Genomic DNA, 18297 nt, shown 5'->3' with positions numbered 1-18297 from the left:
GCGCACGGCGCGGCCGCCGGTCGTGGTCACGATGGTCCTCCTGCGTGGCTCGTGGGTGCCCGCCCGGTCCCGGGGCTCCCGGCGAAGGTCTGGGCGACGGACAGCCACTCGGTCGCGACCGGACCGGTGACGGCGAGAGCGGTGTCGTCGCGGTGCCGGCGCTGGGTGACGACGAGGCAGAAGTCGAGCGCGGCCCCGGCGACGCGGTCCGCCGCCTCGGGCGGGCCCCATGTCCACTCGGCGCCGGACGCCGAGGTCAGCTCGACCCGGATCGGCTCGGTCGGCACGGGCTTTCCGTTGAGCGTGAACGAAAACGCCGTGGTCTGCACCCCGAGGTGCGCGATGTGGCGCAGGCGGTCGGTCGGCTCACGGTCGCGGCCCAGCGCGTCGGCGACGTCCTGCCCGTGCGCCCAGGTCTCCATGAGCCGCGCGGTGACCGAGGACAACGCGCTCATGTCCGGGCCGTACCACGGAAGCCGCGCTTTCGCGTCGAGGCCGCGGAAGACGGTGACGAACTCGCGGCGCGTGCGCGCCAGCCAGGCCCGGACGTCGGCCGCGGGCAGCGTCGCGTGCTCGGCGGCGACCCGGTCGGGGAAATCCATGCCTCCGGCCACCAGGGCATCCGCGGCCACGCGGAACGCGGCCGGGTCGACCGCGGCCTGGGTCGCGGTCTCGTCGAAGTAGGCGAGGTGGGTGAGCTGGTCGCGGACGGTCCAGCCGACGGCCGGGGTCGGCGTGGCGATCCCGGCGTCGTCGAGATCCGCCACCAGATCCAGCAGCACCCGGGTTTCGGCGACGAGGTCGTCGAGCACCTGCTCGATCGAAACGCCCATGTCAGCGGCCCTGCCAGACCGGCGTGCGCTTCTCTTTGAAGGCCAGCGGCCCCTCCTGCGCGTCTTCCGACAGATACACGGGTTCCCAGATCTGCTCGGCGAGCTCGTAGGCCTCGGCCCGGTGGTGGGCGGCCGACAGGTACGCGGTGCGTTTGGCGGCGAGCACCGAGAGCGGGGCGTTGGCCGCGATCCGCTCGGCCAGCTGCTGCGTGCGTTCGCGCAGGTCGGCCGCCGGAACGACGTCGTTGACCAGCCCGTACTGCTGCGCCTTGGCGGCGCTGACCGGGTCGCCGGTCAGGAGGATCTCCAGCGCGATGCGCGGCGGCACGAGCCACGACAACGGCGCCGCCCACGGCGAGCCGCGGCCGATCTTGACCTCGGACACGGCGAAGCGCGCGTGCTCGGCGGCCACCACGAGATCGCACTGCTGGGCGAGCAGGAACCCGCCCCCGTAGGCGATCCCGTTGACCGCGGCGATCGTCGGCTTCGGCACGTCGACGTTGCGCCCGAACTGGGGAAGGAAGTCCGGGGGCGGCACGGTCAGCGCGGTCGCGTTCATCTCCTTGAGGTCACCGCCGGCGCAGAAGGCCTTGTCGCCGGCCCCGGTCAGGACGAGGACCTTCGCGTCCTCGTCGGCGTTGAACCGGTGCACGCCGTCGAACAGTCCTTTTCGGACGGCTTCGCTCAGCGCGTTGCGCGCTTCGGGGCGGTCGATGGTGAGCCAGGCGACGCCGTTGGTCACCTCGTAGCGCACGGGGGTCATCCGGCCTCCTCTTCGGTGATGACGGCGACGATCTCGCCCGATTCGACGGTCTGTCCCAACTGGACGGACAGCTCGGCCACGATCCCGGCGACCGGCGCGCGCACGGAGTGCTCCATCTTCATCGCCTCGAACACCACGATCACCCCGCCGGCCGCCACGTGCTGCCCTTGCTCCGCGACGACCCGGACGACCGTGCCGGGCATCGGCGCCAGCAACGACCCGGGGGCGGCGTCGGTGCCGGGTTCGGGCAGCCGGGGCCGCTCGGTGAACGTGGTGGCGCCCAGCACGCTGTCGCAGTACACGGTGTCGCCGACCTGGTGTACCTGGACCGTGCGCCGGACTCCGGCCACTCGCAGGTCCACCCGGTCCGGCCGGGCGTCGAGAATCGTGAGACCGTCCACAGTGGATCCGTCCACCTGCGCGTCCAGGCCTTGGCGGGTGAAGCGATAGGTGACGTCGACGTCGGTGTCTCCGAGGCGGTACTCGGCGCGCTGCGGGGCGCTCGCGACGTTGCGCCACCCGGTCGGGACGACCCGCTGCACCTCGGCCTGGGCGCGGCGGTCGGCCTGACCCGCCACGGCCGCGGCCAGCGCGTGCACGGTCACCGTCTCCTTGCCGGGCTCGCCGATCAGCGTGGCGGGATCGTGGCGCGTGAGGTACCCGGTGTCGGTCGCGCCCGCGGCGAACCCGGGTTCGCGCAGGACGGCCACGAGCAAGTCGCGGTTGGTGACCAGGCCGTGGATCTGCGCCTCCGCCAGCGCTCGGGCGAGTTTGCGCACCGCCTCGGCACGAGTGCGCCCGTGCGCGATGACTTTGGCGAGCATGGGGTCGTAGTGCGTCCCGACCACCGAGCCGTCGCGGACCCCGGTGTCCACGCGCACCCCGGGCAGGGCCGGGATCCGGAACCGGTGCAGCGTTCCGCTGCCCGGCAGGTAATCGGCCGCCGGGTCCTCGGCGTAGAGGCGCGCCTCGACGGCGTGGCCGGTGATGCCGGCTTCCGTCGCTTCCACCGGCAGCGGCTCGCCTTCGGCGACCAGCAGCTGCAAGGCCACCAGGTCCAGGCCCGTGATCTCCTCGGTGACGGGGTGCTCCACCTGCAGGCGCGTGTTCACCTCGAGGAAGAAGAACTCCCCGTTCGGCGCCATCACGAACTCGACGGTGCCGGCGCCGGTGTACCCGATCGCGGCACCCGCGGCGACGGCCGCGTCGCCGAGCTGCTTGCGCAGCGCCTCGTCGACGGCCGGCGACGGCGCTTCCTCGATGATCTTCTGGTACCTGCGCTGGATCGAGCACTCGCGCTCGAAGAGGTGCACGACGGTGCCGTGCGCGTCGCCGAAGATCTGGACCTCGACGTGGCGCGGATTCTCCACGAACCGCTCCAGGAACACCGTCCCGTTGCCGAACGCCGACGCCGCCTCCCGCCGCGCGCTCGTCACGGCTTCGACAACCTCCGCCGGCCCGCGCACGATCCGCATTCCGCGCCCGCCGCCGCCGAACGCGGCCTTGACCAGCAGCGGGAAGCCGATGTCCTCGGCCATCTCCGTCACGGTCGCGGCGTCCACCTCGGCGTCGTCGTCGATCGTCGCGCCGGGCAGAACGGGGACACCGGCCGCGGCCATCAGCTCCTTGGCCGCGATCTTCGACCCCATCGCCTCGATCGCCGCGACCGGCGGCCCGACGAAGACCAGTCCCGCGTCGGCGCAGCGCCGGGCGAACTCGGCGTTCTCGGACAGGAACCCGTACCCGGGGTGGACGGCATCGGCGCCGGTGGCCAGGGCGGCTTCGACGATGCGGTCGGCGCGCAGGTACGTCTCGGCCGAAGCGGCGCCGGGCAGGAGCACGGCTTCGTCGGCGGCCTCGACGAACAGCGCGTCGGCGTCGGGGTCGGAGTGCACCGCGACCGTGGCGATGTCCAGGGCTCGCGCGGAGCGGATCACCCGTTCCGCGATCTCACCACGGTTGGCCACGAGCAGCTTCCGGATCGGACGGGTGCCCGGCGTGGTCCGGCTGGTCATCAAGGTGGTCCTCACATCCGGAAGACGCCGTAGCCACGCTGGCCGGCGACGGTGTTGGAGTGCGCGGCGGACAGCGCGATGCCGAGCACGGTGCGGGTGTCGCGGGGATCGATGAGGCCGTCGTCGTAGAGCCGCGCGGTGACGAAGAAGGCGTGCGACTCCTTTTCGATCTGCGCCTCGATCGCCGCGCGGTTGCGCTCGTCGGCCTGGAGGTCGAACTCGCGCCCGGCGGACGCCGCCGACTGCTTCGCGACGATGGACATGACGCCGGCCAGCTGTGCGGCGCCCATCACCGCCAATCGGGACCCGGCCCAGGCGAACATCAGCCGCGGGTCGTACGCCCGGCCGGACATGCCGTAGTTGCCGGCGCCGAAGGACGCGGCCAGGTTCACCGTGATGTGCGGGACCTTGCTGTTGGCGACCGAGTTGATCATCTTGGAGCCGTCCTTGATGATCCCGCCCTGCTCGTAGTTCTTGCCCACCATGTAGCCCGTGGTGTTCTGCAGGAACAGCAACGGCGTGTCGGTCTGGTTCGCGAGCTGGATGAACTCGCTGGCTTTCTTGGCTTCCTCGCTGAACAGCACCCCGCGCGCGTTGGCCAGGATGCCCACCGGGTAGCCGTGCACGGACGCCCAGCCGGTGACGAGACTGGTGCCCCACAACGGTTTGTACTCGCCGAAGCGGGACCCGTCGACGACCCGCGCGATCACTTCGCGCGGGTCGAACGGCACCTTGATGTCCGACGGCGCGATGCCCAGCAGTTCTTCCGGGTCGTAGAGCGGCTCGTCGGCCGGCAGCGTCGGCCCTGGGCCGAGCTTGCGCCAGCCGAACTCGGCGACGATCTGGCGCCCGATCCGGATGCAGTCGCGCTCGTCGGCCGCGAAGTAGTCGCACAGCCCGGAAACCTTGGCGTGCATGGCGGCACCGCCGAGCTCCTCGTCGTCGGCGTCTTCGCCCGTGGCCATCTTCACCAGCGGCGGGCCGCCGAGGAATACCTTGGCCTGGCCGTCGACCATCACCGCGTAGTCGCACATGCCGGGCACGTAGGCGCCGCCGGCGGTCGAGTTGCCGAACACCAGCGCGACCGTCGGGATCGCCAGGGACGACAGCTCGGTGAGGTCGTGGAAGATCTTGCCCGCGTGCACGAACAGCTCCGACTGCGTGGGCAGGTCGGCGCCGCCGGACTCGACCAGGTTGATCACCGGCAGGCGGTTGATCCGGGCGATCTCCAGCGCTCGCAACGTCTTCTTGAGCGAGTACGGGTTCATCGCCCCGCCGCGCACGGTCGGGTCGTGCGCGATCAGCACGCACTCGACGCCGGACACGACCCCGATTCCCGTCACCACCGAGGCCCCGACCGGGAACTGCGTGCCCCACGCCGCCAGCGACGACAGTTCGAGGAACGACGCGTCCCGATCCAGCAGCAGCTCGATGCGTTCGCGCACGAGCAGCCGGCCGCGGTCGCGGTGGCGCTGCTGGTAGCGGGGCCCGCCGCCGGCGATGGCCGCCTGGATCTGCTCGTCGAGCTCGGCCAGCACCTGTTTCTGGTGCTTCAGGTTGGTCTGGAAGGTCTCGTCCGCGGTGTTCAACGCGGACCGCAACACGGTGGTCATCTCGCGGTGGTCCGTTTCTCTCGGCTCGCTTGTCTCGGGCTCAGTACGACCGGGGCAGCCCGAGGCTGTGCTGGGAGACGTACTTCAGGACCATCTCCCGGCTCACCGGCGCGACCTGCAGCAGGCGCGCGATTCCCCAGTACGGCAGCAGGCCGTATTCGGTGGCGAAGCCGTTGCCGCCGTGCGTCTGGATCGCCGCTTCCACAGCGGCTCCCGCCGCCTCGGCCGCCGCGTACTTGGCCATGTTCGCGGCTTCGCCCGCGGGTTCGTCGTGGTCGTGCTGCCAGGCCGCCTTCGCCGTCATCAACGCGGCCAGGTCGGTCTCGATCCTCGCCTTGGCCAGCGGGTGCGCGATGCCCTGGTGCGCGCCGATGGGCGCGTCCCAGACCGCCCGGGTCGACGCGTAGTCCGCGGCCTGGGCCAGCACGTGGCGGGCGATGCCGACGCACACGGCCGCACCGGTGATGCGCTCCGGGTTCAGCCCGTGGAAGACCTGGTGGAAGCCGTTGCCCTCTTCGCCGACCAGCGCGCTCGCGGGCAGGCGCAGGTCGTCGAAGTGCAGCACGAACTGCTTCTCCGGCAGCTTCGCGGACACCGGCAGCCGCGTCGCGACGAACCCGGGGGTGTCGGTGGGCACGAGGAACAGCGACAGCCGGGCGCGGCTGGTGGTCTCGTCCCGGCCGGTGCGCGTGACGAGCAGGACGGCCTCGGCCTCGTCGACGCCGGAGATGTAGTGCTTGGTGCCGTTGACGACGAAGTCGTCGCCGTCCCGCACCGCGACGGTCGACACCCGGTGGGTGTTGGACCCGGCGTCGGGCTCGGTGATGCCGAAAACGACCTTCGCCTCACCGGAAGCCATGCGCGGCAGCCAATGCTGCTTCTGTTCCGCGGTGCCGTAGTCGGCGATCATCTCGCCCGAGATGGCGGCGGACACCATGAGCAGGAGCAACGGGCAGCCCGCGGCCGCGGTCTCCTCGCACACCATCGCCAGCTCGGCCAGCCCGGCGCCACCGCCGCCGTACTCCTCCGGCAGGTTGATCCCCAGGAACCCGTTGCGCCCCAGCTCGGCCCACAGCTCGGAGGTGGGCTCGCCGGCCTCGGCCCGCGGGACGTAGTACTCCGGCCCGAACTTCGCGGCGATCGCCCGCACCGTGTCCCGGAGATCCCTGTGTTCCGAGGCCTCCTGAAAGTCCACACCGACTCCTTCGTCCGTCCGTACCGGCGAGCTGCGCCCTAGTGCATAGTGGTTCACTACGGACGCTTTGGCAAGCGAGGACGTCGAAGGGTACTTGACCAGCTGGCCGTTCACTTCGGTGAAGGCCCGGGGTGTTCACCGGCCGTCGAATTCAGTGAATGACGGATAACTTTTGTGCGGAGGCCTGCCTGGGCGGCACCGCGTTCGTCTCCGGGCCGGGCTGACCGCGCTAGCCGCCGAGGGTTTCGAGCACGGTGCGGGCGACGCCGGTCGCCGTGGTGAGCACCGAGCGGGTGAGCGTCAGCATGTCCTCGCCGGACGCGCGGGCCGGGCCGACACCCGCTTCGAGGGTGGCGAGCATCGCGGTGCGGAGTTCGGTGTTGACGTTCACCTTGCCGACGCCGGCGGCACCGCAGCGGCGCAGGTCGGCGGGCGGCAGGCCGGACGCGCCGTGCAGGACGAGCGGGACGGTGCCGGCCTCGGCGCGGATGCGGGCCAGCCGCGGCCAGTCGAGGGCGGGCGCGCCGCGGTAGCGGCCGTGGACGTTGCCGACGCCGCACGCGAGCAGCTGGGCCCCCGAGGTCGCGAGGAACGGCCCGACCTGCGCGGGGTCGGTTTTGCCGGCCACCTCGACGGCTTCCGCGCGGTCTTCGTCGCCGGGCACGCTGCCGAGCTCCGCTTCCACGACGACGCCGCGCGGCGCGGCGAAAGCCAGGACCGCGCGGACGAACGCCGCGTTCTCCTCAGGCGGCAGATGGGAGCCGTCGGCGAGCACGGCGTCGACGCCGGCGTCGATCGACGAGCGGATCAACGCCTCGTCCTTCGCGTGATCGAGCTGCACGCACACCGGCACGGCCGACGCGTCGGCGATCGCGCGCAGCGTCCGGATGAGGCGCGGCTCGGCGGCCGAGGGCGCCACCAGCAGGATCACGGGCAGGCCCTGCTCCTCCGCGGCGCTCACCACCGCCAGCGCGGTGTCCGCCCCGTAGCAGGTGAACGCGGGAATGGCCGCCTGGCCGGCGAGTCTGCGGGTGACCAGGGCGTCGAGTGCCGCTCGCATCGGTCGAAAGCTCCACTTCCGGGAGAGGGGCCGGAACCGTCCACGAAGGACGGTCCCGGCCGGGTCAGCGTCCGAGGTCGTCGAGGTAGGCCTGGACGATGTCGTCGAAGGAGAGCTCCGGTTCCAGGCCGAGCTTTTCGGCGCGCGGCGTGTGGAACCGGGCGGGCCAGCTGCGCACGATGGCGCCTACGGCCGGGTCGTCGGTCCAGTCGATGAGGTCGCTGGTGCCGGTGCCGGCCACGCGGTCGAGTGCCGCGGCCATGTCCTTCGGCGTGGTGGTGAGCGCGGGCAGGTTCATCGCGGTGCGGCTGCCCCAGGTGGTGTCGTCGGCCTGCGCGGCGAGCAGCAGCCCGTCGAGGGTTTTGCGGGGCGACGACAGTGCGATCGGCGTGTCCGGCGGTACCGGGCAGGCGGCGCGTTGCCCGGCCAGCGGTTCGCGGATGATGCCGGACATGAAGCTCGACGCGGCCGCGTTCGGCTTGCCCGGCCGCACCGACACCGTCATCAGCCGCACGGATCGGCCGCGCACGAAGCCCTTGCGCGTGTAGTCGGCCACGAGCTGCTCGCCGATGAACTTCTGCACGCCGTAGCTGGCCTGCGGCCGCGGGAGTGTGTCGTCGTCGACGTCGCCGATCGGCCCGATCGCCGGGTCGCTGCCGAACACGGCCAGCGAGCTGGAGAACACCAGCACCGGCGGCGTGTCGAGACCACGCGCGTAGTCGAGCAACGCCCGCGTGCCGTCGAGGTTGGTGCGCATGCCGAGGTCGAAGTCGGCCTCGGCCGCGCCGCTGACCACCCCCGCCAGGTGGAAGATCGCGTCGACCGGCCCGAGCCCGGGCAACGCTGCGCTGAGGTCGCCGGTCAGCACGCGCACGCGGGAGTCGGCGACGAGGTCGGCCGGTGGCTCGAACAGGTCGACGAGGACCAGCTCCCCGAGTTCTTCGGGGGCCGCACCGCCGAGGGCGATCGGGGCCGCGAGCAGCCGGCGGGCGAGGACGGCGCCGAGGAACCCGGCGCCGCCGGTGATGACGATGCGGGTGCTCATGCCGTCTCCAGACGTTCGATGACCTCGGTGAGTGACGTCTCGCCGCCGACGTTGCCCGCGAAGACCACGTACGGCAGCCCCTGCGCCGGCCCGGAAGCCGGTTCCCACAGCGAGACGATCCCCGGCAGCAGCGAGCCGCGGATCCACGCCCGGTCGATGCCGAGTGCCCCGGTGGCCACGTCGGACGAGGTGATGCCGCCCTTGCCGACCACATAGGACGGTCGGCGCGCAGCGACGATCTCCCCCGCCGCCCGCGTGAGCGCCGCACTGACCCGGCGGGCGATCTCCAGGCTGTGGGCCTCGTCGTCGCCGGTCACCAGCGTGCGCGAAGTGCTGAGCACCACGAGGGTTTCGGCGAGGGCCTCCGTCGCGGTGGTGACGGCGTCGCGCAGGTGCTGCTCGGCGCGGGTTTCGTCGAGCAGCGTCGGCACGTCGAGCTCCACGGTGGTGAACCGGCGCTGCCGCGCGAGGTGGTCGAGCTGCCGGGTCGTGAGCCCGACGTGCGAGCCCACGACCACGAGCCCGTGGCCCGGCCCGACGAGCCGCGCGAGCGTGTCGTCGTCGATCGGCGGCTGCGCGTCCTGCCCCACGCGGGCCCGCACGAACGACGGGCCGACGCGGTACAGGAACGACTTTCCGCCGGCCTCGGCCGCCAGGATCCCGAGCACGGTGGCCCTCAGGTCGTCGTCCTCGTCGGCGTCGAGCACGACCACGCGGCCGTCGCGCGTGTCCGTCAGCCGGGCGGCCACCGTTTCGTCCGTACCGGGGCGGATTACGTCGAGCGTCAGCTCGGCCACGTCCCCGCGGGTGATCCGGCCGCCGCTCTTCTCCTCGACCCACTCGGCCAGCCGGGACGAGCGGTAGCCGAAGGTGGCGTCCCGCGCGAACTCGCTGTCGGCCGCCGGCGTCAGTCCCTCGGCGGTGCGCAGCCAGTGCACCCCGCCGATCGTGACGCGTCCGGCGTCCACATAGGCCGGTGCGAGGAGCACGCCGTCGACCGTTTGGCCGTGCTGGGCGACGACTTCCGTGAGCACGTCCGTCTCGAGCGGAAAGTGGCCCCGCAGCGTCGAATCGCTGCGGCTGGCGAACGCGAGCCGCACGCCTTCCAGCTCGGCCGCGGCAAGGCAGGCCTCGGCGACCTCGCGGTCGCGGGCGGCCGCCGCGTCGGGCGCGAGGCTGCGGGTGTTGGTGAGCACGAAAAACCCGGCCCGGCCCTGGCGCAGCGCCCAGCGGATGTCCTCGACCGCCCACCGGGTCAGCACCGGCAGGTCGCGCACGGTCTGCGTGCCGGTGGGATCGTCGTCGAGCACGGCGACCTGCCGTGCCCCGGTCAGGGCCTGGCGGACGGCCGAAGCGGGGACCCGCCGGACCGGCGGGAGGGTGAGTTCCTCGGTGGGGCGCGAGCTCACCAGGCGTCCCCTTCCCCGCGGCCGCGGCGCTCGTTCTCGTCACCGATCGCGCCGGCCGCGCGCACCTCGTCGATCTCCGCCGCGGACAGGCCGAGCTCGGCGAGGATCTCCTCGTTGTGCTGGCCCACGCGCGGCGGCGCGATCCGGGCGGGGTCGGCCGGGGTGCCGAGCAGCCGCACGGGCTGGCCGACGATGCGCCGCTTGCCGACGCCCTCGATCTCGGTCTCCACCACCATCCCGTTGAACAGCACCTGCGGGTCGGTGAACACCTCGTCGTACGCCTGCACCGGCGCGCACAGCACGTCTTCCTTGAGCAGCCGCGCTTCCGCGTCCGAGCGGGTGAACCGGGCGAACGCCTCGCGCAGCACCGCCGTGGCCTCGTCCGGGTGCTGCTCGAGGCCGGCGATCGTGGTGAACCGCGGGTCCTGCGCGGTCTCGTCGCCGATCTCGAGCGCGCGGCAGACGCGCTGCCACGGCTCGTCGATGAAGATGTCGGCGATGATCACGATCGCCCGGCCGTCCGCGGTTTCGTACGTGCCGTACAGCGCGGTGTTGCGCGAGTGCGCGATGTTCGGCCGCGGCCGCGGCACGGGCACCGGGTCGTTCAGGTAGGCCGAACCCTCCTGCAGGTGCATGGCGACGGCCGCGTTGAGCAGGCAGACGTCCACCACCTGGCCGACGCCGTTCTGCTCGCGGGCGGCCAGCGCCGCCATGATCGCCTGCGCGAAGTGCATGGCCGCGATGTAGTCCACCACGTAGGTGCCGACCGGCCGCGGCGGGCCGTCGGCGTCGCCGGTGAGCGCCATGATCCCGCCGAGCGCCTGCGCGGCGAGGTCCTGGCCGCGCCGGTCGCGGTACGGGCCGTCCTGGCCGTAGCCCGAGGCCAGCGCGAGGATGATGCGCGGGTTGATCGCGGCGAGCTGCTCGTAACCGAAGCCGAGCCGTTCCATCACGCCGGGCCGGAAGTTGGCGGCCACGACGTCGGCGGTCTTCACCAGCTCGGTGAACACCCGCCGGCCCTCGGGCGATTTGAGGTCGAGGCTGAGGCTGCGCTTGTTGCGGTTGTTGGCCGCCCAGAACGAGCTGTAGCCACCGGCTTCGGCCGGCTTCATCCGCCGCCCGATCTCGCCGGCGCCCGGCCGCTCGATCTTGATGACGTCGGCGCCGAAGTCGGCGAGCACCTGCGTGCCCGACGGGCCCTGCTCCAGCTGGGTCAGGTCGAGGATGCGCACCCCGGCGTACGGTGGTTTCACTGCTGGGCTCCCGGGGCGTCGATGAACTGCAGGATGTGCACGGCGACCGCGCACACGTCGCCGTTCTGGTTGCGGATGGTGCTGTCGGCGAACGTCCTCTTGCGACTCTCGTCGACGACGGTGAGCACGTAGTCGGTGATCAGCGTGTCGCCGAAGAACGCCGGGCCGGTGAAGCGGATGCGGTCGTAGCCGGCCGAAACCGAGGGCGCCGGCGTGCGGTTCGACATCAGCGTGGACGCCGTGGAGGTGAAGCCGACGAGCAGCGAGCCGTGGGCGATGCGCCGCCCGTAGTGGGTGCTCTGCATGAACAGCTCGTCCACGTGGTTGGCGGCGAAGTCGCCGGTGATCCCGGCGTAGAGGTACACATCGGACTCGCTGATCGTCTTGCGGAACTCCACCCGGTCGCCGATCCGGAGCCCGGGTGCGAATGGGATGTCGTCGGTCACGTCGTTGCCCTTCGGTTCTGCTGGTACGGCTTTGCTCTCGGCGGGGGTCACTGCATGAAGGAGCCGCCGGTCAGGTGCAGGCACTCGCCGGTGACGAAGCCGTTGCCGGGATCGGCGAGGAACGCTACGGCACGCGCCACGTCCTCGGGCGTGCCCGCGCGCCCGATCGGGATCTGCTCGATCCGCGTGCGCTTCGCCTCACCGAGCGGCAGGCCCTCCTTGGCGGCGATCTGCGCGTCGAAGCCGTCCCACAGCTCGGTGTCCACAATGGCCGGTGCCACGCTGTTGACGCGGATGCGCCGCGAGGCCAGCCGCGCGGCGAACGTCATGGTCAGGCTCAGCACCGCCGCCTTCGAGGCCGCGTAGTGCGCCGAGGGCACGTACGGCCCGCGAGCGGTGGACGAGCTGACGTTGACGATCGCGCCGCCCTCCCCCATCGCCGCGCTCGCGGCCTGGAGTCCGAACAGGACACCCCGGGCGTTCACCGTCATGATCGCGTCCCACTGCTGTTCGGTGATCTCCAGCGGGTCGGACAGCTCGGTGTAGCCGGCGTTGTTCACGAACGTGGTCAGCGGCAAGGAGAACTCCGCGCGGCCGGCCTCGATGGCGCGCTCGACGTCGGCGCGAACCCGCACGTCGGTGGCCACGCCGAGCGCCCGGTGCCCGCGTTCGGCCAGGTCCTTGGCCGCGGTTTCGGCGGCGGCCCCGTCCAGGTCGGCCAGCACGACCGGCTGCCCGCCCTCGGCGAGCACGGCCGCGACCGCCCGGCCGATCCCGCCGGCGCCGCCGGTGACGACGGCGAACCCGGCGCTCACTTCGCGGCCCCGGTGGGCAGGCCCTTGATCACGTCGGCGATCACGGCGCGCTCCTCGGCGGTGATCGGCAGCAGCGGCGGGCGCACATGGGCCTCGTCGATCCGGCCGAGCATCGCGACCGCGACCTTCATCCGGTTGTGCTGGTCGAGCACCGGCTCGGCGTAGAACACCTCGGTGAGCGGGTGGATCCGTTCCACCACCTCGCGCGCGGCCTTGAGGTCACCGGCCTCGACATGGCGCAGCAGCTCCACCTGCAGGTCGGCGATCATCGAACCGTGCCCGCTGAGGATGCCGTCGCCGCCCAGCGCGAGCGAGGGCAGCAGCGCGCGGCTGAAGCTGGTCAGCATCGACACCCGCCGCGGCAACGCGCGAACGGCCCGCAGGTTGGCCTCGTACGCCAGGATGTCGACGCTCCAGTCCTTGATCCCCGTGATGTTCGGGACCCGCTCGCACAGCTCGGTGATCAGGGCGGCGTCCAAAGTGGTCGACGCGCCGGCGGCGTCGATGAAGAGCACCATCGGCAGCTCGACGGCCGCGCCGATCGCCGCGTAGTGCGCCACCGCGACCTCGCGGCGGTGGCGCATGCCGAGACCGAACACGCTGGACGGGAACACCAGCAGCCCGTCGGCGCCACCCTCCTGCGCCATCCGCGCCGTGTCGACGGCCCGGGCGGTGTCCGCGTCGGCGACGCCGCACAGGATGTCGACCCGGTCACCAACCTCGTCCACCGCGATCCGCAGGCTTTCCTCCTGTTCGGCCGGAGTCAGGCTGGAGACCTCGGCGGCGTGGCCGTTGATCGCGATGCCCGTGACCCCGTCGGTGTCCGCCAGGTCGCGCAGGTGCCTGCGGTAGTTGACCTCGTCGATCTCGAGGCCGGCGGTGAAGGGCATGAGCGACGCCGGGATGACGCCCGTGAACACCTTGTACATCTTCAGGTTCCCTTTCAGAGGATCGGGGCTGCTTCGCCCGTGGTCTTGCGCTGGTAGACGGACTTCGGCATGGCCAGCACACCCAGCAGGCCCAGCCCGGTGAGCACGACCAGGTAGGTCGCGATGTACCACGGCCGGCCGTCGCCGAGGGTGAGGAGCCCGACCGACACCAGCGGCGCGGTGCCACCGACGACGGCGGCGGGGATCTCGCGGCAGACGGTGATGCCCGACCAGCGGTACTCGGTCCGCAGTGCCCGCGTGACGATCACGCTCGACGCCGCCGAAGGCAGGCCCTGGCTCACCATCAGGCCGCAGATCACCACGATCGTCGTCAGCACCGGCGAGCCGGAGTTCATGCCGAAGAACACGGGGAACGCGAACACCGCACCGCCGGCACAGCCCCACAGCATCAGTTTCTTCGGTCCGAACCGGTCTACCAGTATTCCGCTGAACACCATGCCCGGCATCAGGACGACGTACCCGATCACCAGGCAGGTCAGCGCGACCTCCTTGGGCAGTTTCACCGTGGAGGTCAGGTAGGTCAGGCCGAAGGTCTGGATCGTGTACGACCACGGGATGATGAAGCAGTAGATCGCGGCCATGCACAGCAGTTCGCGCGGCTTCTCGCGGATCACGTTGCCCAGTGGCAGGCGCTTGATCACCTTGCGCTGCACGGCGCTCTGGAACGCGGCGGTCTCCTCGACCTTCGTCCGCACGTACACCGCGACCAGCACCACGACGATCGTGGCCAGGAACGGGATCCGCCACGCCCAGCCCTGGAGGACGTCATCGGGCAGCAGGCCCAGCAACGCGAACGTGACCGTCGCGATCGTGGTGCCCGCGTAGTTCGCGGCGGAGGCGAACCCGCTGGAGAACCCGCGTTTGGACTCCGGTGAGCTCTCGTTCAGCATCGTGACGGCGCCGGCGAACTCGGCCCCGACACCCAGCCCCTGGAGCACTCGCATCAGGACCAGGAGCCAGGCACCCAGCGCTCCCGCTTGCGCGGCCGTGGGCAACACGCCGATCAACGTGGTCGACAGGCCCATCACCAGCACGGTGGTCAGCATGATCGGCTTGCGGCCGACGCGGTCGCCGTAGTGCGCGAACAGCAGACCGCCCAGTGGCCGCACGGCCAGGCCGATGGCGAACGTGCCGAACGAGGCCAGTACCGAGCCGATCGGACCCGCGCCGGGGAAGAACTCGGGGCCGAAGATCAGCGACGAGGCGACGGCGTAGAGCGTGAAGTCGTACCACTCGATCACGGTGCCCGAAACGCTGGCGATGATCACGCGGCGGTGCTGCCGGCGGGAGAGCCGCGGGGTGGCGGCGCCGTCGGCCTTGAGAGCCGGGTCGGCGGGCTCAGTCTCTGTCATGGGTCGTTTCTCGCTTCCTTGCGATGGAACGCCGGGTGGGGCCGGGGACGGGGTGGGGGCGAGCGGCGGCGGAGGTCAGCCGCGAGGGGGTCGAGGGGTGCCGCGTTGGGGCGCCGTGCTCCGGTCGGTGGGACGCGGCCCGAATCGGGGTGCGGGTGGCGCGCGGCCACGGGAACCGGCAGCCGGGCGCGGACGCCCCAGGCCGGTTCGTGTCGTTGTCGCTGGTCAAACCCGGTCTCCTGATCGTCGCCGCCGGCGAGGCAGCTGCGTCGTCGGCCGTGGTGGCCGGGCTCGTGGCCCGGCTCGGTACATCCTGTCGGCATGTCGACAGTCCGTCAAGCAACAGTTTTCCGCTAGACTGCTACCGGCCGCCCGCGATCACACGTGGTGCCGGTCCGAACGGGGAGAGTGGCGTGTCCATCAACATCACGAGCAAGCCGATCAGGACCACGCTGCGCGAGTCGACCGTCGACCTGCTGCGCACGGCGATCTTCGGCGGGGACATTCCCGCGGGAACCCACCTGGCCGAGGTCAGCCTCAGCGCTTCGCTGGGGGTGAGCCGGGCAACGCTTCGCGAGGCGCTGCGGCAGCTCCAGCAGGAGGGGCTCGCCGTGCAGGACTCACGCGGCCGGGTGTCCGTGCGCGAGGTGTCACCCCAGGAGGTCGAAGACCTCTTCGAAGTCCGCCTCGGCCTGGAGACGATCGCCGCGCGGCGGCTGTGCGAGCGGCCCGACCGGTCGTCGGTCGTCACCGAGCTGACCGACCGCCTGGAGCGGCTCCGCCGGCCGGAGTCCCTCGCCGCGGACCTCGACGCCGACCTGGAGTTCCACGGCACCATGTGCCGGCTGTCCGGCAACCAGCTGCTGCTGCAGTCGTGGGAGGGCATCAGCAGCCTGGCGCGCATCACGATGCTCGCGGCGGGCCCGGACTCGGCCCGCGCCAACATGGCCTACGACCGCCACGCGCCCATCGTCGACCTCATCGCCCGCGGCGACTCCGCCGCGTGCAGCGAGTTCCTGGCCGACCACATGGCTTCCGCGCGGGACCGGCTCATCCGGAGCATCTCGACGTCGGCAGTGGACGAAGCCGAGGTTCGTTCGTAGCAAGGGAAACCACGACACGCAAAACGGCGCCGCCGGGTTCGCCCCGGCGGCGCCGTTTTCCGTGTCGGTCAGCTGTGCGAGATCGTCAGCCCGTAGAAGGCGACGCGAGCGCCCTTCGTCGTGCTGCTCGACGAGGACTGGTTGTACGAGCCGGCCTTGAAGTACTGCTTGTACGCCTTGAACGACGACGGGATGCTGTAGTGCGTCGTGCTGCCGTTCACCGTGAGGTCGATGGTGTTGCCGCCGGAGATCCCGATCGTGTAGGTCCAGGTCTTGCCCACCGCGACGTGGCCGACGGTGTGCAGGGTCTGGCCGCCGTCGGGCGAGTTCTCCGTGCCCAGCACGATGTCGCCGCTGGAGCGGTAGTACAGCTCCAGCAACGGTTTCGTCGACGAGCCGCCGGTGCCGAGGTGGACCTGGCCGACGCACACGTTCGACGTCACCGACACCACGCGCAGCGTCGCGTTGAGCTTGTGCGAGCCGCTCAGCGACCAGTTGGCAGCCGAACCGTCGCGGTTCATCTCCCGAAGCTCGGATCGGGCGTAGTTCGAATTGGGGGTGGTGACGCCCTTTTCCGGCGCCCAGAACGTCATCGCGCCGTCGCGCGTGTCGGTGTAGAAATAGCTGTCCTGGAACCCGTTGGGCCCTTGCAGCCGGGACGACGAGATGGTGGTCGGCGAGCCCGGTGAGCCGACCGGCTCCTGCAGCTGCCAGGTCGACAGGTCGAAGTTGCCGCCAGGAGCCACGGACGGGCTGCCCAGCACGGACTGTACGGTGGCCGGCGCTGCCTCCGCGGACAACGCGGTTGCAGCCACGAAAGCGGGAATCGCCAGCACGACAAGCGCGGCGCGCATGCGCATCGCAGTTTCCTTTCGCACGGTGGGGACCTCTGTGCCATTTATTCAGATATGTGAATTAATGTTGCGGAAACCCGGCGGCGAAAGGAAACGTTAAGGTTGTGATCGCATCAAGTCAAGGATTGACATGATGCCCGACGCACCTCGGCGATCCGCCCCCGCAAGGCGACGGACCGCCGGGTCCCGGTTACCGGAACACGCTAAAAGGCCTTGCCCGCGTCACGCGCGGCGATCAGGGCCGCGTCGCGGTCCTGGGCCGGGGTGCCCGTGAGGATGGTCGGCTGGAAGCGGACCTCGGTGACGTCCGTGACGCCGATGAAACGCAGCCAGTCCTTCACGTAGGTGGAGTGGAAGTCGGCGCCGAACTGGATCGGGACACCTTCGGAGTAGACGCCGCTGGTGTAGATCGTCGCGGCCTTCTTGCCGTGGACCAGACCCGAGTAACCGGCGGCCGGATCGAAACCGAAGACCATGCCGGGCTGGGTGATGATGTCCACCCACTGCTTGAAGACGTACGGCACGCCCGAGTTCCACATGGGAATGCTGAAGACGTAGGCGTCGGCCGAGGTGAACTCGTCGGCGAGCGCCTGCGCCTGCGCCCACACCTGCGCCTGCTCGCCTTCGGGTGCCCCGCCGGCGAACACGGCGAGCTTGGCGCTCGCGCCGGCCGGTCCGAACTGCGGCAGCGAGCCGTCCCAGAGGTCCAGCGTCTTCACGACCGTGCCGGGGTGGGCGTCCTGGTACGACTCCAGGAACGCCGCGGCCAGCGCACCCGAGTCCGACGCGGCACCTCGCGGACTGGCCGAGATGTGCAGAACGGTTGTCATGACAAGCCTTCCTGATGTGTTTGCCCACCGGTCCGGGGCGACGACTGTAACCGGTAAAAGAGCAGATCAACAGTTACAGCGGGCCCGGTAGCCTGTCAACGAAGGCGGAACGGACGGACAGGAAAGGAGGGCCGATGGAGCCGGAATTGCCCCTGCTCGGGTTGAGCGACCATCCGGCCCTCGCGTTCCTCAACACCGCCGCCACCGCCGAAAGCGCCGAGCTGATCCCCGACGGCGCGGGTTTCGTGCGGTGGCTTGAACTCACCGGCCTGATCGACGAACAGGACCGGGCCGCGGTGCTCAACCACTTCTCCGCCGACGAGCTCGACGCCGCGGCCCTCGAAGCCGTCGCCCTGCGCGAGCGGCTGCGCCCGGTGGTCCGGGCCTGGGCGGACGGCGACCCCACGGCACCGGACGAGCCGTTCCTGGCCGCGTTGAACGCCGTCTTCGCCACCAGCGGCCACAACCGCCAGGTCGTCGGCTCCGGCGCCGACCTCGACCTGGAGGACCGGTGGACGTGGACCACCCCGCAGTCGCTCCTCGCGCCCGCCGTGGAAGCCGCCGCCGACCTCTTCGTCCACGGCGATCGCTCCCTGGTCCGCAACTGCGAAGGCCCGGAGTGCCCCCTGTGGTTCTACGACCGCACCAAAGCCCACCGCCGCCGCTGGTGCTCCATGGCGACGTGCGGGAACCGGGCCAAAGTGCGTGACTTCCGGGCTCGGGCCACGAAGGACGTCCAGTAGGCGCGGATCACCGACGGG

Annotated in this window: 17 protein-coding genes; 2 read left to right on the top strand and 15 right to left on the bottom strand. The window is 71.1% G+C overall.

Translation table 11 applies throughout. The features are described 5' to 3' along the window. Window positions 1–26 precede the first annotated feature (26 nt). The 13 genes from ACFY1H_RS39310 to ACFY1H_RS39250 form a co-directional block, all read right to left on the bottom strand. On the bottom strand, window positions 27–833 hold the full coding sequence (locus ACFY1H_RS39310) for a TIGR03084 family metal-binding protein (protein ID WP_386955140.1): 807 nt from the start codon (window positions 831–833) through the stop codon (window positions 27–29). Window position 834: 1 nt separating this feature from the next. Next, window positions 835–1596: an enoyl-CoA hydratase-related protein gene (locus ACFY1H_RS39305; RefSeq protein ID WP_366579385.1), complete on the bottom strand. Its 762-nt coding sequence runs from the start codon at window positions 1594–1596 to the stop codon at window positions 835–837. Next, the gene (locus ACFY1H_RS39300) at window positions 1593–3611 is read right to left on the bottom strand and encodes a biotin carboxylase N-terminal domain-containing protein (protein WP_386955136.1); all 2019 of its coding nucleotides are present in this window, start codon (window positions 3609–3611) and stop codon (window positions 1593–1595) included. Before ACFY1H_RS39300 ends, ACFY1H_RS39305 begins: the two co-directional genes overlap by 4 nt. Before the next feature lie 11 nt (window positions 3612–3622). Beyond that, window positions 3623–5224 (bottom strand): acyl-CoA carboxylase subunit beta, encoded by a 1602-nt coding sequence (locus tag ACFY1H_RS39295; protein WP_386955133.1) that lies wholly within the window; start codon window positions 5222–5224, stop codon window positions 3623–3625. A gap of 40 nt (window positions 5225–5264) precedes the next feature. Beyond that, window positions 5265–6419 carry an acyl-CoA dehydrogenase family protein gene (locus tag ACFY1H_RS39290; RefSeq protein ID WP_386955130.1) on the bottom strand — a complete coding sequence of 385 codons (1155 nt, stop codon included), beginning with the start codon at window positions 6417–6419 and terminating at the stop codon, window positions 5265–5267. A 229-nt stretch (window positions 6420–6648) separates the two neighbouring features. After that, entirely contained in the window at window positions 6649–7479 is an 831-nt protein-coding gene (locus ACFY1H_RS39285; protein WP_386955127.1) for a class II fructose-bisphosphate aldolase, read from the bottom strand. A gap of 64 nt (window positions 7480–7543) precedes the next feature. Then, window positions 7544–8524, bottom strand: a complete 981-nt coding sequence (gene denD, locus ACFY1H_RS39280) for a D-erythronate dehydrogenase (RefSeq protein ID WP_366579394.1) — start codon at window positions 8522–8524, stop codon at window positions 7544–7546. Further along, window positions 8521–9933, bottom strand: coding sequence for a four-carbon acid sugar kinase family protein (locus ACFY1H_RS39275; protein ID WP_386955123.1), 1413 nt, complete (start codon window positions 9931–9933; stop codon window positions 8521–8523). The genes denD and ACFY1H_RS39275 overlap by 4 nt, the downstream gene beginning before the upstream one ends. Continuing rightward, on the bottom strand, window positions 9930–11186 hold the full coding sequence (locus tag ACFY1H_RS39270) for a CaiB/BaiF CoA transferase family protein (RefSeq protein WP_386955120.1): 1257 nt from the start codon (window positions 11184–11186) through the stop codon (window positions 9930–9932). The genes ACFY1H_RS39275 and ACFY1H_RS39270 overlap by 4 nt, the downstream gene beginning before the upstream one ends. Beyond that, window positions 11183–11632, bottom strand: coding sequence for a MaoC/PaaZ C-terminal domain-containing protein (locus tag ACFY1H_RS39265; protein WP_386955117.1), 450 nt, complete (start codon window positions 11630–11632; stop codon window positions 11183–11185). Before ACFY1H_RS39265 ends, ACFY1H_RS39270 begins: the two co-directional genes overlap by 4 nt. A 47-nt stretch (window positions 11633–11679) precedes the next feature. Beyond that, entirely contained in the window at window positions 11680–12447 is a 768-nt protein-coding gene (locus ACFY1H_RS39260; protein WP_386955114.1) for an SDR family NAD(P)-dependent oxidoreductase, read from the bottom strand. Then, window positions 12444–13376, bottom strand: coding sequence for a dihydrodipicolinate synthase family protein (locus ACFY1H_RS39255; protein ID WP_386955110.1), 933 nt, complete (start codon window positions 13374–13376; stop codon window positions 12444–12446). Before ACFY1H_RS39255 ends, ACFY1H_RS39260 begins: the two co-directional genes overlap by 4 nt. 14 nt (window positions 13377–13390) lie before the next feature. Further along, complete coding sequence (locus ACFY1H_RS39250; RefSeq protein WP_366579405.1) at window positions 13391–14749, bottom strand: MFS transporter; 1359 nt, start codon at window positions 14747–14749, stop codon at window positions 13391–13393. A 413-nt stretch (window positions 14750–15162) separates the two neighbouring features. Between ACFY1H_RS39250 and ACFY1H_RS39245 the strand changes: the two genes are divergently transcribed. Continuing rightward, window positions 15163–15852, top strand: coding sequence for a GntR family transcriptional regulator (locus ACFY1H_RS39245; RefSeq protein WP_366579406.1), 690 nt, complete (start codon window positions 15163–15165; stop codon window positions 15850–15852). Window positions 15853–15920: 68 nt separating this feature from the next. Here ACFY1H_RS39245 and ACFY1H_RS39240 read toward each other — a convergent pair whose 3' ends face one another. Next, entirely contained in the window at window positions 15921–16730 is an 810-nt protein-coding gene (locus tag ACFY1H_RS39240) for a polysaccharide lyase family 7 protein (RefSeq protein ID WP_366579408.1), read from the bottom strand. Window positions 16731–16909: 179 nt separating this feature from the next. Next, window positions 16910–17536, bottom strand: a complete 627-nt coding sequence (locus ACFY1H_RS39235; protein WP_386955105.1) for an FMN-dependent NADH-azoreductase — start codon at window positions 17534–17536, stop codon at window positions 16910–16912. Between the two features lie 134 nt (window positions 17537–17670). On the opposite strand from ACFY1H_RS39235, the gene ACFY1H_RS39230 reads away from it, so the two are divergent. Beyond that, entirely contained in the window at window positions 17671–18279 is a 609-nt protein-coding gene (locus ACFY1H_RS39230) for a CGNR zinc finger domain-containing protein (protein WP_386955102.1), read from the top strand. Window positions 18280–18297 lie beyond the last annotated feature (18 nt).

Source organism: Amycolatopsis sp. NPDC001319, assembly GCF_042896185.1.
Classification (GTDB): Bacteria; Actinomycetota; Actinomycetes; order Mycobacteriales; family Pseudonocardiaceae; genus Amycolatopsis.
This window is presented reverse-complemented; position numbering and strand designations above follow the sequence as displayed.

Bases quoted from the DNA above. Each gene is read 5' to 3' on its own strand.
- ACFY1H_RS39295 (WP_386955133.1), bottom strand. From the start codon at position 5,224: ATGACCACCGTGTTGCGGTCCGCGTTGAACACCGCGGACGAGACCTTC.
- denD (WP_366579394.1), bottom strand. From the start codon at position 8,524: ATGAGCACCCGCATCGTCATCACCGGCGGCGCCGGGTTCCTCGGCGCC.
- ACFY1H_RS39250 (WP_366579405.1), bottom strand. From the start codon at position 14,749: ATGACAGAGACTGAGCCCGCCGACCCGGCTCTCAAGGCCGACGGCGCC.
- ACFY1H_RS39310 (WP_386955140.1), bottom strand. From the start codon at position 833: ATGGGCGTTTCGATCGAGCAGGTGCTCGACGACCTCGTCGCCGAAACC.
- ACFY1H_RS39285 (WP_386955127.1), bottom strand. From the start codon at position 7,479: ATGCGAGCGGCACTCGACGCCCTGGTCACCCGCAGACTCGCCGGCCAG.
- ACFY1H_RS39235 (WP_386955105.1), bottom strand. From the start codon at position 17,536: ATGACAACCGTTCTGCACATCTCGGCCAGTCCGCGAGGTGCCGCGTCG.
- ACFY1H_RS39255 (WP_386955110.1), bottom strand. From the start codon at position 13,376: ATGTACAAGGTGTTCACGGGCGTCATCCCGGCGTCGCTCATGCCCTTC.
- ACFY1H_RS39300 (WP_386955136.1), bottom strand. From the start codon at position 3,611: ATGACCAGCCGGACCACGCCGGGCACCCGTCCGATCCGGAAGCTGCTC.
- ACFY1H_RS39230 (WP_386955102.1), top strand. From the start codon at position 17,671: ATGGAGCCGGAATTGCCCCTGCTCGGGTTGAGCGACCATCCGGCCCTC.
- ACFY1H_RS39305 (WP_366579385.1), bottom strand. From the start codon at position 1,596: ATGACCCCCGTGCGCTACGAGGTGACCAACGGCGTCGCCTGGCTCACC.